Here is a 17,538-nt window from a genome sequence, read left to right as displayed (position 1 = left end):
CGGTACGGTCGTACAGAAATACTGGGGAGTAGCCCGCTACCGGGCCGGAAACGTGAGGCTTTCCTCATGATTTTGTGCGATTGTGGCTCTCAACAGGCCCGAGGGGCTGCCGGAAACGTGTGCGTGCCGTCGGTGGGCGACACGCCAGGAGAAGGAAGTCGAGCGTCTTGACGATCAACGAGAGCACCGAAATCGGCATGGGAGCGACCGCGAGCGCCAATGGTCGTGGCCAGGCGAGAGGTGTCCGCGCGGCGCTGCTGGAGCAGCTGCGCAACGGGGCGGGATACGCGTTGGCGTTCGGTGGACAGGGTGCGCAGTGGCTGCGCGAGCTCGAGGAGATCGGGCGCGACAGCGCGCTGGAGCCCGAGCTGACCGCGCTGGTCAACGACGCGGCCGTGCTGCTCGAGCCGGTTGCGACGCAGTTGCTGGTGGTGCGCCCCGGCGGTTTCGACCCGATGGGCTGGGTGCTCGAGAGCGAGCTCGACGAGCCGGAGGAGCCGTCCTCGGCGCCCTCGGACGCGGTGCTGCGCTCGGTGGCTGTGTCCATGCCCGGCGTACTGCTGGCCCAGCTCGCCGCGACCAGGGCATTGCGCCTGCAGGGCCTTGACCCGGTCGAGCACGCTCCCGTCGCCATCGTCGGACACTCGCAGGGGCTGTTCGCCGCCGCCGCGGTCGAAGCGGGCGGCACGCGTGACGCGGAGCTGCTGGCCATCGCCCAGCTCGTCGGCGCCGCTGCCGGGCTCGTCGCGCGCAGGCGTGGACTGATGCCGGTGGGTGAGCGGTCGCCGATGGTGGCGGTGTCGAACGTGGATCCCGAACAGCTGCGGGCGATCGTCGCCGAGGTGGCCGAAGGAGTCGACCCCGCGGTCGCCGCGGTCGTGTCGATCCGCAACGGGCGCAAGCGCGTCGTGCTCTCGGGTGCGCCCGCGCAGATCGATCGAGTGCGCACGCGTTGCGCGCAGCTGCACGACGAGCAGACCCGTGAGCGCGAGAGCAAGGCCCGCGGTGGTGCGGTCTTCGCGCCCGTGTTCGAGGACATCGCCGTCGACGTCGCCTTCCACCACCCGGCACTCGCCGAGACGGTCGAACTGGTCGCGGGCTGGGCCCGTCAGTGCGAGATCGACGCCGACCTCGCCGCCGCTCTGACCCAGCAGGTGCTCGTCGACCCGATCGACTGGGTCGCCACCGTCGACGCCGTGGTCGACGCGGGCGCGCAGTGGATCCTGGACCTGGGGCCCGGCGACCTGCTCTCGCGGGTGACCGGCGGCTCGCTCAAGGGCACCGGTGTCGGTGTGGTCGCCGCCGCCACCCGCGCCGGTCAGCGCAGCCTGCTCACCCCGGGCGCCGCGCCCGAGGCGTCGACGCCGTGGTCGGCGTTCGCGCCGAAGCCGGTGCGTCTGCCCAACGGCCGCATCGTCGTCGAGACCGCGTTCACCAAGCTCACCGGTCGCTCGCCGATCCTGCTGGCAGGCATGACCCCGACCACCGTCGACGCGAAAATCGTCGCGGCCGCGGCCAACGCTGGCCACTGGGCCGAGCTGGCCGGCGGCGGACAGGTCACCGAGCAGATCTTCGCCGACCGGGTGAGCGAGCTGCGTCAGCTGCTGCAACCGGGCCGCGCGGTGCAGTTCAACTCGCTGTTCCTCGACCCCTACCTGTGGAAGCTGCAGCTCGGCGGCAAGCGCCTGGTGCAGAAGGCGCGGGCCGCGGGTGCGCCGATCGACGGCGTGATCGTCACCGCGGGCATCCCCGAACTCGACGAGGCCGTCGCGCTGATCGGCGAGCTGTCCGAGGCCGGCATCAGCCACGTCGCGTTCAAGCCGGGCACCGTCGCCCAGATCAAGGCCGTGCTGCGCATCGCCGACGCTGTCCCGGACTACCCGGTGATCATGCACATCGAAGGCGGCAAGGCGGGCGGGCACCACTCCTGGGAAGACCTCGACGACCTGCTGCTGGCGACCTATGCCCAGCTGCGCAGCCAGGCCAATGTGGTGATCTGCGTCGGCGGCGGCATCGGCACCCCCGAACGCGCCACCGACTACCTCACCGGCACCTGGTCCACCGGCCACGGCTACCCGCTGATGCCCCTCGACGGTGTGCTCGTCGGCACCGCGGCCATGGCGACCCTGGAAGCCACCACCGCCCCCGCGGTGAAGCAGCTGCTGGTCGATACCCCCGGCACCCCCGATTGGGTCGGTGCGGGCACCGCCAGCGGCGGGATGGCCTCCGGGCGCAGCCAGCTGGGCGCCGACATCCACGAGATCGACAACGCCGCCTCGCGCACCGGTCGCCTGCTCGACGAGGTCGCGGGCGATGCCGAGGCCGTGGCGAGCCGTCGCGCCGAGATCATCGCGGCGCTCGACGCCACCGCCAAGCCCTACTTCGGCGACATCGCCACCATGACCTACCAGCAGTGGCTGGAACGCTACGTCTCGCTGGCTGTGTCGAGCGAGGTGCCGATCTCGTTCGACTGCGGCAGCGATATCGGTGACGCGATCCGCGACGCGACCCGCTCGGACTGGCTCGACATCAGCTGGCGCGACCGGTTCGCGGAGATGATGCGCCGCACCGAATCCCGGCTCAACCCGGCCGACAGCGGCGAGATCGAAACCCTGTTCGCCGACGACGACGCCTTCGAGCACCCCGTGCAGGCGTTGTGCGAGCTGAAGAAGCAGTACCCGACCGTCGCGGACACCGTGCTGCACCCGGCCGACGTGCCGTTCTTCGTTTCCCTGTGCAAGACACCGGGCAAGCCGGTGAACTTCGTGCCCGTCGTCGACGCCGATGTGCGCCGCTGGTGGCGTTCGGACTCGCTGTGGCAGGCCCATGATCCGCGCTACTCGGCCGATCAGGTGTGCGTCATCCCCGGTACCGTCGCTGTCGCGGGCATCACCCGCGTGGACGAGCCGGTCGGCGAACTGCTCGACCGCTTCGAACAGGACACCGCGTACAGCCTGGTCAGGGCCGGTGTCGTTCCCGAGCCGGTGGACGCGCGTCGCGTCGCCGGTGTGGTGGCGGGAGCGATCGACACCGTGCTCGCCGCCCCCGATGTGCAGTGGGCCGGTCGCACCACCGTCAACCCGGTGCACCGCCTGGGTGACGTCTCGGAGTGGACCGTCGAGCAGGGGAGCGCGGTGCATCAGAGCACCGGCGCCACGCTGACCGAAACCACCGGGCCCGAAAGCGAATTCAGCTACGTGGAGCTTTCGGTGCCGCTGGCCCGCGACTCCGTGCGGATCCGCATCACCGTGCCGGCGAGCGTGTACTCCGGTGGCGCGCCGGTGATCACCGACGCCGACGCCGAAACCGCGATGTCGGCACTGCTCGGCGTTGCCGCCGGGAAGTCGCTGCCCGAGGTGAAAGCCGGTGTGGCGCACCTCAATCTGGCGTGGATGCCGGACCTGATCGCCGACCACGCCGGTGTCACCGGCTCCGGCCTGCCCGACACCCTCAGCACCCTCGGTCGCACCGCCCCCGATGTGCTCGTCGGCGCCTGCTGGCCCGCGGTCTTCGCGGTGCTCGGCGCGGCTCGCACCCCGGTCGGTGGCTGCGTCATCGAGGGCATGCTCGACCTGGTCCACCTCGATCACCAGGTCGAACTGCTGAACGAATTGCCCTCCGAGACAAGCATTCTTGTCGTTCGCGCCGAAGGCGGGGCGGTGGTCGACACCGACATGGGCCGCGTGGTCGAGGTCGTGGTGAACATCGGCCTGATCCTGGATCAGGGACTCGACGCCACCCCGCTGGCCCGCCTCGTCGAACGCTTCGCCATCCGCGGCCGCAACGGCGCGGGCGAGCTCACCGATCCGCCGCGTGCGGCCGGTGCGGTGTCCGACACCGCCACCGACACCCCGCGCCGCCGTCGCCGCGACGTGCAGATGGCCGCCCCGCGCGCCATGCACGCCTTCGCCGCGGTCTCCGGTGACCACAACCCGATCCACACCTCCGAGGCCGCCGCCAAGCTGGCCGGCCTCGGCAGCCCGATCGTGCACGGTATGTGGCTCTCGGCCGCCGCCCAGCACGCGGTGGTCGCCGTGGATCCCGAAAGCTCCGTTCCCGCACGCACTCTCACGGCATGGACCACCCGGTTCCTCGGCATGGTGCGCCCCGGCGCGACCGTGGACGTGCGGGTGGAGCGGATCGCGGTGGACGCGGGCGCCGAGATCGTCGAGGTCTCCTGCCGCGTCGACGGTGACCTGGTCATGACCGCGACCGGGCGCACCGCCGCCCCGAAGACCGTGTACGCCTTCCCGGGCCAGGGCATCCAGCGCAAGGGGATGGGCCTGGACGCGCTGACCCGCTCGAAGGCGGCCAAGCGGGTGTGGGAGCGTGCCGACGCGCACACCCGCGAAGCCCTCGGTTTCTCGATCCTGGCGGTGGTGCGCGACAACCCGACCTACCTCAAGGCGCGCGGTGTCGAACATCGGCACCCGGACGGCGTGCTGCACCTGACCCAGTTCACCCAGGTCGCCATGGCCACCCTCGGTGTCGCCCAGGTCGCCGAGCTGCGGGAAGCGGGCGCGTTCGTCGAAGGCGCGATGCTGGCGGGTCACTCGGTCGGCGAGTACAACGCCCTCGCCGCCGTCGCCGGTGTGCTGCCGCTGGAGGCCGTGCTCGAGGTGGTGTTCCAGCGTGGCTCGGCCATGCACGAGCTCGTGCCGCGTGACGCGCAGGGCCGCAGTGACTATCGGATGGCCGCTATCCGCCCGTCGCAGATCGGGCTGCCCGACGCCGAGGTGATCGACTTCGTCGACGGCATCGGCGCCGAGACCGGCGAGTTCCTCGAAGTGGTGAACCTGAACCTGCGCGGCTCCCAGTACGCCATCGCGGGCACGGTCGCCGGGCTCGAAGCGCTCGAGACCGAAATCGATCGCCGCCGTGCGGAATTCGGTGGCAAGCGGGCTTTCATCCTGGTGCCCGGCATCGACGTACCGTTCCACTCCTCGGTGCTGCGCGACGGTGTGCCGGAGTTCCGGCACAAGCTCGAGCAGCTGCTGCCCGCCGAGGTGCACCCGGAAGTCCTGGTCGGACGCTACATTCCGAACCTGGTGCCACGCCCGTTCTCCCTGGATCGCGCGTTCCTCGCCGAGATCGCCGAACTCGTGCCCTCGGAGCCGCTCGTAGCCGTGCTGGCCGACTTCGACAGCTGGGCCACGCGCGATGCCGAGCTGTGCCGGGTGGTGCTGATCGAGCTGCTGGCCTGGCAGTTCGCCAGCCCGGTGCGCTGGATCGAGACCCAGGATCTGCTGTTCACCGACACCGCGCACGGCGGTCTCGGGGTCGAGCGCTTCGTCGAAATCGGCCTAGGCGCCACCCCGACGGTGGCGAACCTGGCCTCGCAGACGCTGAAGCTGCCCGCGTTCGGCGGGGCGACCGTGGAGGTCGTCAACGTCGAACGTGACGCCGCGGTCGTCTACTCCACCGATACCGATCCGGCCCCGGTCGACGACATCGACGAGACCCCGGTCGAAGCCGCGGCCGCACCGGCAGCGGCGGCACCCGTCGCCGCCGCCGCTCCGGTGGCGACCGGCGGCCCGCGCCCCGACGACATCGCCTTCAGCGCCGCCGACGCCACCCGTGTGCTCATCGCGCTGTGGACGAAGCTGCGGATGGACCAGATCGGCCCGGTCGACACCATCGAGGGCCTGTGCGACGGTGTCTCCTCGCGCCGCAACCAGCTGCTCGTCGACCTCGGCGCCGAACTGTCCCTCGGCGCCATCGACGGTGCCGCCGACGCCGACATGGGCGCGCTGGCGGCCACGGTCGAACGCCTGGCCCGCACCTACAAGCCGTTCGGCAGCGTGCTCACCGACTCCATCGGCGACCACCTGCGCAAGGTCTTCGGACCGTCGGGCAAGCGGCCCGCCGCCATCGCCGATCGGGTCAAGAAGGTCTGGGAACTCGGCGACGGCTGGGCCAGCCACGTCACCGCGGAGGTCTCGCTCGGCACCCGCGAAGGCGCCAGCGTGCGCGGTGGTGACCTCGGCGGTCTCGCCGGTGGTGCGCTCAGTGATGCCGCATCGGTCGACGCCGCCATCGACGCGGCCGTGCAGGCCGTGGCGGCACGGCGCGGTGTCTCGGTCTCGATGCCCTCGGCGGGTGGCGCGACAGGCGGCACCGTCGACGCGGCGGCGCTCGGCGAGTTCACCGAGCAGATCACCGGACGCGACGGCGTGCTCGCCACCGCGGCGCGGGTGGTACTCGAACAACTCGGCCTCAGCGAGAAGATCAGCGCTCCCGAGGCGACTGCCGACACTCTCGCGGACCTCGTCTCGGCCGAATTGGGTTCGGACTGGCCGCGTCTGGTCGCGCCCGCGTTCGACGCCCGCAAGGCCGTTCTCATCGACGACCGGTGGGCCACCGCCCGCGAGGATCTCGCGAAGATGTGGCTCGGCGACGACGCCACCACCGCGGAACAGTCGATCGACGGATTCGCCGGCGCCGGTGAAGCCGTGGCCGCCCAGGCGAACTGGTGGCGGCAGCGGGCCATGCACGAGGCCCGTTCGGTGCTGGCCGGGGTGTACGCGCAGATCGCGAAGACCGCGCTCGACACCACCGAGCCAGGTCTGTGGTCCGACGACCTCGCCGTGATCACCGGCGCCAGCAAGGGTTCCATCGCGGCAGCGGTCACCGGCAAGCTGCTGTCGGGCGGCGCGACCGTGGTGGTCACCACGTCGAGTCTCAACGACGAGCGGCTGCGGTTCTACCGCTCGCTCTACCGCGACAACGCCCGCCACGGTGCGGCGCTGTGGGTGGTCCCGGCCAACATGGCCTCCTACCAGGACCTCGACGCGCTGATCGACTGGGTCGGCACCGAACAGGTCGACAACGCGGGCGGCGCCAAGATCAAGGTCAAGGACGCGATGACCCCGACGATGCTGCTGCCGTTCGCGGCGCCGCGCGTCGCCGGTGACCTCGCCGACGCGGGCGCTCGGGCCGAAATGGAAATGCGCGTGCTGCTGTGGTCGGTGGAACGGCTGATCGGCGGCCTGTCGGCCCTCGGCGCCGACCACGACGTCGACGCGAAACTGCATGTGGTGCTGCCGGGTTCGCCCAACCGTGGCTTGTTCGGCGGCGACGGCGCGTACGGCGAGTCCAAGGCCGCCCTCGACGCGGTGGTCTTGAAATGGAAGGCCGAGAAGTCCTGGGCCGAACGCGTCACCCTGGTGCACGCGCTGATCGGCTGGGTGCGCGGCACCGGGCTGATGGGCCACAACGACCCCATGGTCGAGGCCGTCGAGAAGGCGGGTGTGCACACCTGGTCGACCGACGAGATGGCCGACGAACTGCTCAAGTGGTGCACCTCGCGTGCCCGCCAGGTGACCATCACCGGCCCGCAGCAGATCGACCTCACCGGTGGTCTGGCGCGTGCCAAGCTCGACCTGCCCGCGCTCGCCAAGCAGGCGCAGGAGGCCGCGGCCGAGAAGGTCGAAGAAACCGCCACCGTCGCGACGATCGCCGCACTGCCCGCCCCGCCGACCCTGAGTTCGGCACTGCCGGTGCCGGAATGGGCCCCGGTCACCGCGGAGCTGAGCGACATGGTCGTGATCGTCGGCGCCGGTGAGCTCGGGCCGTACGGCTCCTCGCGCACCCGCTTCGAGATGGAGGTCGAAGACGAACTGTCGGCCGCCGGCGTGCTCGAGCTGGCCTGGACCACCGGTCTGATCCGGTGGGAGAACGAACCGAAGCCCGGCTGGTACGACACCGAATCCGGCGACTTCGTGCCGGAATCGGAGGTCGCGCAGCGCTACCACGACACCGTGGTCGAACGCTGCGGTGTGCGCCGCTACGAAGACGACGGCGCGATGCTCGACAACGCGGCCCCGCTGCTCACCTCGGTGTTCCTCGATCAGGACCTGTCGTTCACCGTCGCAGGCGAGGCGGAGGCACGCGCCTTCCACACCGCCGATCCCGAGCACACCGTCATCGCGCCGGTCGCCGATTCCAGCGACTGGACCGTGACTCGTCAGGCGGGCACCGAGATCCGGGTGCCGCGCAAGGCGAAGCTGTCGCGTGTGGTCGGCGGTCAGATCCCGACCGGCTGGGATCCCACCATCTGGGGCGTCTCGGCCGACATGGCCGCCTCGATCGACCGGGTCGCGCTGTGGAACATCGTCTGCACCGTCGACGCGTTCGTCGGCGCGGGCTTCAGCCCCGACGAGCTGATGAGCTGGGTGCACCCGAGCCTGGTGGCCAACACCCAGGGCACCGGTATGGGCGGCATGTCCTCGATGCGCTCGCTCTACGTCGACAACCTGCTCGGCGAACCGCGCCCGAACGACATCCTCCAGGAGGCACTGCCCAACGTCGCCCTGGCGCACGTGGTGCAGTCCTACGTCGGCAGCTACGGCGCCATGGTGCATCCGGTCGCGGCGTGCGCCACGGCGGCGGTCTCGGTCGAGGAAGGCGTCGACAAGATCCGGCTCGGCAAGGCCGAGGTCGTGGTCGCCGGTGGCTTCGACGATCTGGGTATCGAAGGCATCGTCGGCTTCGGTGACATGTCGGCCACCGCCGACTCGGCGAGCATGCGCGCCAAGGGAATCAGCGACCGCTACTTCTCCCGCGCCAACGATCGCCGCCGCGGCGGGTTCGTGGAATCGCAGGGTGGCGGCACCGTGCTGCTGGCCCGTGGTGACGTGGCCGTGCAGATGGGTCTGCCGGTGCTCGGCGTCGTCGCCTTCGCCCAGTCCTTCGCCGACGGCGTGCACACCTCCATCCCGGCGCCGGGTCTCGGCGCATTGGGTGCGGGGCGCGGCGGCAGCGAGTCGCGACTGGCGGCCGAACTGCGCAAGCTCGGCGTGACCCCCGACGACATCGCGGTGATCTCCAAGCACGACACCTCCACCGCGGCCAACGACCCCAACGAGTCGGAGCTGCACGAGCGGCTGGCGGGCGCGCTGGGTCGTACCGAGGGCGCCCCGCTGTTCGTGGTCTCGCAGAAGAGCCTCACCGGACATGCCAAGGGCGGCGCGGCGGCGTTCCAGCTCATCGGCCTGTGCCAGGTGCTGGAAAACGGTGTGGTGCCGCCGAACCGGAGCCTGGACTGCGTCGACGAGAAGATGGCGGGCTACCCGCACCTGGTGTGGGCGCGTGAGCCGCTGCGCTTCGGCGAGAAGTTCGCGCTGAAGGCGGGTCTGGTGACCTCGCTCGGCTTCGGTCACGTGTCCGGTCTGCTCGCGGTGGTGCATCCGCAGGCGTTCCTGGCCGCGATCGAACCGGCCGCGCGGGCGGAGTACCAGGAGCGGGCGCAGACGCGTCAGCTCGCGGGCAGGCAGCGGTTCGCCGAGGCCATGTGCGGCGGGTCGGCACTGTACGAGAAGCCCGCTGATCGTCGACTGGGCGCCGACGGCACGCCGGCCAAGCAGATCCGTCAGCTCGAGGCCGACATGCTGCTCTCGCCGCAGGCGCGTCTGGACAGCGACGGCGTCTACAGCGCGAGCGGATGGGGTTGCGGCACCGGGCAAATCACCCCGCAGCCGACCGAAGCGTCGTAGGCTGCCGCTTTGTGACGATTCTCGGTATCGGCTTGGACTTGGTGACCATCTCCGAGTTCGCCGAACAGCTGCAACGGCCCGGGTCGACCATGCTCAGGGAGACATTCACCGCTGGTGAGCGTCGCTACTGCCAGAGCAAGCAGACCGACCCGGACCGCAGCTTCGCCGCACGCTGGGCCGCGAAGGAGGCGGTGCTCAAAGCCTGGGCATCGTCTCGTTTCGCCCGCAGTCCGCAGATCGGCGACAACCCGTATCCGCTCATCGAAGTCGTCAACGACGCGTGGGGCAGGCCCAGCATCAAACTCCACGGCCTCGCCGCGGAATTCCTGCCCCGCGTCCGAGTGCACCTGTCCCTGACCCACGACGGTGATACCGCCGCGGCGATGGTGGTGCTGGAAGACCCGGGTGAACTGGCCGATCTGATCGACGGCCGGGGCTAGAAATCGCGAACCGCTAGTGTTCCTCGGCGGTTCGCGATTCTTTTTCCGCCACCAGTAGATACGCCACCATGAGGCGCTTGAGTTCGGCGACCGCGTCGGTATTCGACTGGTTTTCCTGTACCGAGAAATTCAGCATCGAATACACGACGTGTACCAGCACTTCGGCCATCATCGTGCGCCGGGCGCGCGGGGTGCGCGGGGTCAGCGGCCGCAGCATCTGCGAGACGACCGCGGCGAATTCCTTTTCGTGCAACGCGCCTGTCGCGCGTGTGGACGGGGTCGACTGCATCGCCAGCCACACTTCGCGCCGTGACGGGTCGGTGGTCCACAGGTTCGCCATGTGGTCGACGAACTGGTTCATGTGCCGCAACCAGTCCAGTGAGGGCACTTCACCGTGGAAGTCGGCCAACTCGCGGGAAACCGCAACCAGGTCTTGCCGATTGAGTTCACAGACGATCACGTACTTGTTGGCGAAGAACTGATACAGCGTGCCGATGGGCACCTCGGCGCGCTGGGCGACCTCTTCACAGGTGAACGACTCGAAACCCACCTCGACCAGCAACTCGCGCGAGGACGCCAGCAGCGCGTCGAATTTGCGCTTGCTGCGCTCCTGCGTCGGCCGCTTGCGCGGCATCAACTCCTGGGGGTCGTCCTGCAATTCCAGCGCAGGGTCCGGACGGCTCTGCGGTGACCGGGCCTGCGCGTGTACTTCCACCCATCCAGGCTAGCGGTATACACAGATCCGCGACACGCCTCTACCGACAGCGTGTCAACAACTGGCTGAAATCCCGACCCATCCATGCCCTGACCGGTGACGAATCATCAGATAAGTGTGCGTCTATCTGCACGCTTATTCGCGGCTAGCCAGCTCACGCCGCACCAGACCTACCGCGAAGTGACGGACCCTGCGTGGTCCCGTCCCGCACCGTTTCGCACAGGGGAAGGCAAGACTTGTGGCAGCAGGATCTGTGGTAACCCTCGGCGTCAGCACCGAACGGGGAGCCGTGCACGCGGTGGCGTTCGCCGAATCGGGCGTCACTCTCACGGATCGGATGCTGCTGCGGCGCACCGTCCGTGCCAACGGAGACGGTAAGGCCGAAGTGGCGGCAGCGGTACACACCGCCCTCGACGCGATCGCGACCGAGCTCGACGACGAGCACGAGATCGCCGGGGTGGCAGTGAGTTACCGCGACGCCGTCGAACGGCGCGCGATCGTGACCCGCCTGGCGGAGACCCAATGGCGCACGGCCTCGCTGGTTTCGGCGAAATCGTCGCATCTGTTCGTCGCGGGCGCGATGACCTGGCTCGACGAGTTCGACAATCTGCTCGTCTACGAGGCGGTGCCGGGCTACCAGGCGATGACACTGATCGACCAGGGTCGGCACCGTGTGCTCGCCGCCTACTCGCAGACCGGCGCACCCACACCCGACGCATTGCGCGCCGGGGTGTCGGCGGGGTGGGATCAGTTCGAGGCGGCGTCGGTGAAGCCGGCCGCGGTGGTGCTGGTCGGCTCGTCGTCGGACGCACCCGCGGTGCGCGACGCGGTCGCCGGATTCGGGGTGCCGGTGCTGCCGTGCCGGTTGGCGCCGTTCGCGCCCGCCGCCGGTGCCGCGCTGGTCGCGCTCGGCGATACCGTCGTGGTGCCGATCTCGAGCGGGTCGCGGTCCAGGCGTGGGACGGCGATGGTCGCCGCGGCGGCGAGTGTGCTCGCGGGCGGGCTCGTGGCGGGTGGTTCGTACGCGGTGATCAACAGCGGGCCGCCCGCGGTCGACAACACGGCCGTGTCGTCGGAGCCCGGTGCCGCGTCGGCGCCGGTCATTCCGCAAGCCCCCCAGACACATGAAGCCGCCTCCATGGAGTCCGGGTCGAGCGGCGGTGTGGGTTCCGGTAGCGGGTTGCAGGTGAGCCCGGTGGAAGAATCGCCCACGTCGCCGTACGAAACGGTGTCGCCGAATCCGCAACTGGTGAACCCGGGCGAGTTCCCGCTCGACTACCCGACCCAGCTGTACGGGGACGCGCCACAGGAAGACCCGCTTCCGCTCGAACCCGCTGTTCCCGTGGTTCCGCAGATTCCCGCCGCCGCACCGACCCTGCCCGGCACCGGCATTCCGCTCGGGATGCAGCCCGCGCAGGCGCCCATGCCGCAGGGCCCGCACACGGCGTCCGCCGACTGATCGTCTCCACCACGAAGGGGCAGCGCACGCGCTGCCCCTTCGTGGTTCTCAGACGTTGCTCTGCCGACGGAACAGCGCCCCCGCCGCGATGTACCCGACGAGCCCGATGCCGGCACACCACAGCACCGCGAGTACCCAGCTGCTGCCGATCGGCGTGCCCATCGACAATCCGCGCAGCGTCTCGATCACCGGGGTCACCGGCTGATTCTCGGCGTACCAGTGCAGCCACGTCGGCATCGACGAGGTCGGCACGAACGCCGAACTCACATAGGGCAGGAACATGAACACGAAGGTGAAGCCGTTGGCCGCCTCCGGGTTCGGGGCGAGCAGGCCCAACGCGGCCGCCAACCACGACAGCGCGAACACGAACATCGCCAGCACACCGAAAACACCCAGCCAGCGCAGTGGATCGGTGGTCGGGCGGAAGCCGAGCACCACCGCCACCCCGATCACGATCGCGGAGGTGATCAGATTGCGGATCACGCTCTCGGCGACGTGCCCGGTGAGTACCGCCGACCGGGCGATGGCCATGGTGCGGAACCGGTCGATGATGCCCTCGGCCACGTCGGTGGACAGCGCGAGCGCCGTGGTGGACGCCCCGAAACTCGCACACAGCAGGATGATTCCGGGTACCACGTAGTCGATGTAGGCACCGGGACCCACGTCCATGGCGCCACCGAAGACGAACACGAACATCAGCAGGATCATCACCGGCAGCACGACCGTCATGATCATGGTGTCGGGGCTGCGCAGGGTGTGGCGGATATTGCGGTCCAGCATGGTGGCCGAATCCTGCAGTGTGCGCGTGGCGTTCATGCCGCGACCTCGGTTCGTCCGGGCTGACCGGTCAACGCGAAGAACACGTCGTCGAGGTCGGGGGTGTGGACAGTGAGCTGCTCGATCGCGATATCGAGTTCGGCGAAACGGTCGAGTAGCCGCTTGATCTCGACGGCGCTGCCGTCCGAGGGCACCTGCAGGGTCAGCTGTTCGGGATCGGGGTGGGCGCCGGTCGCGGTGTCGAGCGCGTTGGTCGCGGCGGTCAGCAGTCCGCGATCGGCGAAGCGGAACCGGATGTGGCCGCCCGGCACGAGGCGTTTGAGTTCGGCCGGGGTGCCATCGGCGACGATCCTGCCGTGGTCGAGTACGGCGATCCGGTCGGCGAGCTGATCGGCTTCCTCCAGGTACTGGGTGGTGAGCAGGATGGTTGTCCCCTCGGCCGCCAATTCCCTGATGGCGGACCACAGATCGCGTCGGCTCCGTGGGTCGAGGCCGGTGGTGGGTTCGTCGAGGAAGACCATGCGTGGCTCACCCATCAGGCTCATCGCGAGGTCGAGCCTGCGCCGCATGCCGCCCGAGTAGGAGGCGACCGGCTTGTCGGCGGCGTCGACCAGGTCGAAGCGTTCCAGGAGTGCGTCGCCACGGCGTCGGGTCTCGTCCTTGCCGAGGTGCAGCAGCCTGCCGGTGAGGCGCAGGTTCTCGGCGCCGGTGAGTACCCCGTCGACGGCGGCATACTGACCGGTGACGCCGATCAGGCGCCGGATCGTATCGGGGGCTTGCGCCAGGTCGTGTTCGAAGAGCCTGACGTCGCCGCGATCGGGCCTGCTGAGGGTGGCCAGGATGCGGACCAGCGTGGTCTTGCCCGCACCGTTGGGTCCGAGCAGGGCGAAGACGGTGCCCGCGGTGATGTCCAGGTCGAGGTCGTCCAGGACGACATGGGAGCCGTAGGTCTTGTGCAATCGGCGGATCGAGAGTGCGGGCGGTGGTGGCGATGTCATGAGTTCTCTCCGATCGAGAAACTGTTTATGTAATAAACACAGTTTATAGGCTAAACAGTTCTTGAGCGCAAGAGTGCGCGGGTTAGAGTCGAGGCGAGCAGAGGAGGCAGATGACGACGTCCGGCGACATGGCGCTACCGAAAGCGGTCGAGCTGATGTGGGGGCGCGAGCAACCCGGCGGCAGGGGGCCCAAACGCGGGCTCACCCTGGATCAGATCCTCGACGCCGCGACCGAAGTGGCCGATGCGGAGGGTTTCGCGGCGCTGTCGATGAATCGGGTCGCCAAGCAGCTCGGCTTCACCGCGATGTCGCTGTACCGGTACGTCGACAGCAAGAACACGCTGGTCGACCTGCTGATGGATCGCGTAGTGGGGGCCCCACCCGAGATCGCCGCGGGAACGCCGTGGCGGGTGGGTCTCGAGCGGTGGGCGCTGGCCGAGTTCGAGCGGCTCGGCCGTCATCTGTGGTGGTTGGACATCCCGCTGAGCAGGCCGCCGATGGGGCCGAACAACATGGCCTGGCTCGAAACCGCGTTGCAGGTTCTCGCCGAGGCGGCCGTGCCGGAGCCGATCAAGCTCCAGCTGGTGATGAACGTGTCGATGTTCGTGGTCGGTAAACGGCGGTTCCTCCGGGATCTCCAGGAGGAAGAGGGCGGCGACTTCGCCTCGGTGATGGCCAGGGTGCTCGACCCGCAGCGCTTCCCCTCGGTGTCGGCCGCCCTCTCCAACGCCGCGTTCGACGATGACGATATCGACTGGGAGAGGGCCGACTTCGAGTTCGGCCTCGCCCGTTTGCTCGACGGTTACGAGGTCTTCATCGCCACCTTCGGCGACTAGACCGACAGGTCGCGGCGCAACTTCGCGACGTGCCCGGTGGCGCGGACGTTGTACTGGGCAACCTCGATCTTGCCCTTCTCGTCGACCACGAACGTCGAGCGGATCACACCCGTCACGGTCTTGCCGTACATCATCTTCTCGCCGAAGGCGCCCCATTCTTTGAGCACCTCGCGCTCGGGGTCCGAGAGCAGCGGGAAGGTCAGGCCCTCGTTGTCGCGGAACTTGGCCAGCTTGGCGGGCTTGTCGGGAGAGATGCCGAGCACCTCGAGGCCCGCGCCGCCCAGCTCGGCCAGATTGTCGCGGAAGTCGCAGGCCTGCTTGGTGCAGCCGGGGGTGCTGGCGGCGGGGTAGAAGTAGACGATCACCTTGCGGCCGCGGTAATCCGACAGCGACACGTCCTTGCCGTCGGCGTCGGGCAGCGTGAATTCGGGGGCGGTGTCTCCGGGGGAGAGGCGATGGTTGTCGGTCACCACCGCACGGTAACCGACCGGGTCCGCGAGGCGCATGGATAGACTCGGTGACGAGCAGCAAGACATATACCTGGAGGTGACGGTGGCCAAGGACGACACCGACCGGATCGAACGCGAGATCGAGATCGCGCGTACCCGGTTGGCGACCACGCTCGACGAACTGGCGGTGCGCGCGGATCCGCAACGGATCGCGGAAGACACCAAGACGATGGTGGTCGCCAAGTTGAACGAGCCGAAGGTCAAATACACGCTGATCGGAGCGGGCGCCCTTGTGGCCGGCCTGGTGCTGATCAAGATCTTCCGCCGCTGAATCAGCAGGCCGGACAACAAAAAACACCCGATGTGCCAACGAGTCACATCGGGTGTTTTTTGTGGCTTTACTGCGTGGGGCAGGCCAGGCCGTCGCCATCGGGGTCGAGGTGCGGCGAGTAGCCCGGCTCGCCACGGAACAGCGGCGCGCGGCCTGCGGCCATCGCGTCGTCGCAGCTGCGGAACGCGCCACCGGCCGAACCGGACTGGACCAGGTTGGCCGAGCCGGTCGCTCCGAGGATGGAGTCGAAGCTGGACGAACCGGTACCCGCCGAGCCCGATACCGGGTCGGCGTGGGAGACGGGAGCGGCGATCAGGGCGAGCCCTACGGCGGCAAGGCTGACGGTGAGCCGACGAACGTTCATGAATTCCTCTATGTCTGCTGCGGTTCGGGTGTGGTCACGGCCACGATGTGGCCGGTAGCCCCGTCCACCTTTGTGACGGGGCGACCGATTGTCAACCGCACGCGACCCGAGGATTCGCCGGGAGTCTCGGTCGGTTATTCACCCAGTCTGCGCCCGGTCAGGTGTTCGGCCGGGATGGTGCCCATGCGACCCGCGTTGAAATCCTCCATCGCCTCGATGATTTCCTCCCGAGTGTTCATCACGAACGGCCCGTATTGAATCACCGGTTCGCGCAACGGAGTTCCGCCGAGTAGCAGGACCTCGAGATCGCCGGTGGTGCTGTGCTGGGTGAGATCGGCGGTCAGGGTGAGGGCGTCGCCCTTGCCGAAGACCACCAGTTGCCCGGCGCTGATCGGCCTGCGATCGACGCCGACCGTGCCGCTGCCCGACAGCACATAGGCCATCGCGGTGAAGTCCTTCGGCCACGGCGTCTCCAGCTGGGCGCCGGGGACGAGCGAGGCGTGCGCGTAGGCGATCGGGGTGTAGGTGGAGCCGGGGCCGGAGAAACCGGCGAACTCACCGGCGATGACGCGCACGAGCGCGCCGCCGTCGTGTGAGCTCACCAGGGTCAGTTCGCTCGCGCGCAGGTCCTGGTAGCGCGGGGTGGCGAATTTGTTCGCCCGCGGCAGGTTCACCCACAGCTGGATTCCGTGGAACGTGCCGCCGGAGATGACGAGCTTCTCCTCGGGCAGTTCGTCGTGCAGCATGCCCGAGCCCGCGGTCATCCACTGGGTGTCGCCCTCGCCGATGACGCCGCCGCCACCTTGGGAATCGTGGTGGACCATGGTGCCGTCGAGCATGTAGGTGACGGTTTCGAAGCCACGGTGCGGGTGCCACGGCGCGCCCTTGGCCGCATACGGCTCGTAAGCGACCGGGCCCATCTGGTCGAGCAGGATGAACGGGTCGGCCGAGCGTAGGTCGACGCTGGGGAACGGCCGGGTCACCTCGAAGCCGGCGCCCTCCTGCTGGCGCGCGGCGGTGACGATCTGGCGAACCGGGCGCTGGGTCTCGGTGACATCGGGGCGGGGCAGCCGGGGCAGCACCATGATGTCGTCGACGGTGATAGCTGGCATGGGGTGCCTCCTGGAAGCTTCGTCAGGCTGTTGGTTTCCATGTCAACCAACAGAGTTCTAGAATCATTCCCGTGCCCAGATGGTTGTCCGAAGAAGAGCAGCAGACATGGCAGTCCTACATCCTCATGCGTCAGCGACTCGACGCCGTCCTGGCCGCGGGTCTGGGCGAATACGGACTGTCGATGGCCGACTACGAGCTGCTGGTCCCGCTGTCGGCGGCACCCGACGGATGCCTGCGGGCCAAGGAGCTGGCCGCCCAGGTCTGCTGGGACAAGTCCCGGTTGTCCAAGCATGTGGCCCGCATGGCCGCTCGCGGACTCGTCGATCGAGTGCAGGCCGAGGACGACGCGCGCGGAATCGTCGTGTCGCTGACCGAGGCCGGACGCACGGTGTTGCGCGAGGCCGCACCCGAGCATGTCGAATTGGTGCGGGAGGTGTTCGTCGACCGGATGACCGACGCGGAGAGCACGGCGATCCGCTCGCTGGCAGGCAAAGTGATCGCGGCGAGTGAGGCCCGAAGCGATTCGGCCGGTTAACGATTCGGGCCACCGACCCGATGCGCA

12 protein-coding genes are annotated in these 17,538 nt (G+C 69.0%); 6 read left to right on the top strand and 6 right to left on the bottom strand.

The genetic code is table 11. The features are described 5' to 3' along the window. The first annotated feature begins 167 nt into the window (after window positions 1–167). The gene (locus ACWFRF_RS30145) at window positions 168–9,494 is read left to right on the top strand and encodes a fatty acid synthase subunit beta domain-containing protein (protein ID WP_452453493.1); all 9,327 of its coding nucleotides are present in this window, start codon (window positions 168–170) and stop codon (window positions 9,492–9,494) included. A gap of 11 nt (window positions 9,495–9,505) precedes the next feature. Continuing rightward, on the top strand, window positions 9,506–9,934 hold the full coding sequence (acpS, locus tag ACWFRF_RS30140; RefSeq protein WP_378994563.1) for a holo-ACP synthase AcpS: 429 nt from the start codon (window positions 9,506–9,508) through the stop codon (window positions 9,932–9,934). 13 nt (window positions 9,935–9,947) lie between these two features. On the opposite strand, the gene ACWFRF_RS30135 is transcribed toward acpS, so the two are convergent. Beyond that, on the bottom strand, window positions 9,948–10,568 hold the full coding sequence (locus ACWFRF_RS30135; RefSeq protein ID WP_378994773.1) for a TetR family transcriptional regulator: 621 nt from the start codon (window positions 10,566–10,568) through the stop codon (window positions 9,948–9,950). 319 nt (window positions 10,569–10,887) lie between these two features. Here ACWFRF_RS30135 and ACWFRF_RS30130 point away from each other — a divergent pair, with 319 nt between their 5' ends. Then, a complete protein-coding gene (locus ACWFRF_RS30130; protein WP_452453490.1) occupies window positions 10,888–12,108 on the top strand; it encodes a hypothetical protein in 1,221 nt (406 codons plus the stop codon). Window positions 12,109–12,156: 48 nt separating this feature from the next. On the opposite strand, the gene ACWFRF_RS30125 is transcribed toward ACWFRF_RS30130, so the two are convergent. Together ACWFRF_RS30125 and ACWFRF_RS30120 are read right to left on the bottom strand one after the other, a co-directional pair. Next, window positions 12,157–12,924: an ABC transporter permease gene (locus ACWFRF_RS30125; RefSeq protein WP_452453489.1), complete on the bottom strand. Its 768-nt coding sequence runs from the start codon at window positions 12,922–12,924 to the stop codon at window positions 12,157–12,159. After that, the gene (locus ACWFRF_RS30120; RefSeq protein WP_452453487.1) at window positions 12,921–13,883 is read right to left on the bottom strand and encodes an ATP-binding cassette domain-containing protein; all 963 of its coding nucleotides are present in this window, start codon (window positions 13,881–13,883) and stop codon (window positions 12,921–12,923) included. The genes ACWFRF_RS30125 and ACWFRF_RS30120 overlap by 4 nt, the downstream gene beginning before the upstream one ends. A 110-nt stretch (window positions 13,884–13,993) precedes the next feature. Between ACWFRF_RS30120 and ACWFRF_RS30115 the strand changes: the two genes are divergently transcribed. Beyond that, window positions 13,994–14,719, top strand: coding sequence for a TetR/AcrR family transcriptional regulator (locus ACWFRF_RS30115; protein ID WP_449969771.1), 726 nt, complete (start codon window positions 13,994–13,996; stop codon window positions 14,717–14,719). Here the strand turns inward: ACWFRF_RS30115 and bcp are convergent. Then, the gene (bcp, locus tag ACWFRF_RS30110) at window positions 14,716–15,189 is read right to left on the bottom strand and encodes a thioredoxin-dependent thiol peroxidase (protein WP_379225838.1); all 474 of its coding nucleotides are present in this window, start codon (window positions 15,187–15,189) and stop codon (window positions 14,716–14,718) included. The two genes, ACWFRF_RS30115 and bcp, sit on opposite strands and share 4 nt — an antisense overlap. A gap of 34 nt (window positions 15,190–15,223) precedes the next feature. Here bcp and ACWFRF_RS30105 point away from each other — a divergent pair, with 34 nt between their 5' ends. Then, complete coding sequence (locus ACWFRF_RS30105) at window positions 15,224–15,499, top strand: DUF3618 domain-containing protein (RefSeq protein ID WP_379313854.1); 276 nt, start codon at window positions 15,224–15,226, stop codon at window positions 15,497–15,499. A gap of 67 nt (window positions 15,500–15,566) precedes the next feature. Here ACWFRF_RS30105 and ACWFRF_RS30100 read toward each other — a convergent pair whose 3' ends face one another. Further along, window positions 15,567–15,863: an excalibur calcium-binding domain-containing protein gene (locus ACWFRF_RS30100; protein WP_378629849.1), complete on the bottom strand. Its 297-nt coding sequence runs from the start codon at window positions 15,861–15,863 to the stop codon at window positions 15,567–15,569. 134 nt (window positions 15,864–15,997) lie between these two features. After that, complete coding sequence (locus ACWFRF_RS30095) at window positions 15,998–16,975, bottom strand: pirin family protein (protein WP_378629850.1); 978 nt, start codon at window positions 16,973–16,975, stop codon at window positions 15,998–16,000. 71 nt (window positions 16,976–17,046) lie between these two features. Here ACWFRF_RS30095 and ACWFRF_RS30090 point away from each other — a divergent pair, with 71 nt between their 5' ends. Further along, complete coding sequence (locus tag ACWFRF_RS30090) at window positions 17,047–17,511, top strand: MarR family winged helix-turn-helix transcriptional regulator (RefSeq protein WP_378994548.1); 465 nt, start codon at window positions 17,047–17,049, stop codon at window positions 17,509–17,511. Window positions 17,512–17,538 lie beyond the last annotated feature (27 nt).

The sequence above is a fragment of the Nocardia sp. NPDC055165 genome (genome assembly GCF_053606985.1).
The sequence above is the reverse complement of the archived record's forward strand: the minus strand, read 5'-3'. Positions and strand labels throughout refer to the sequence as shown.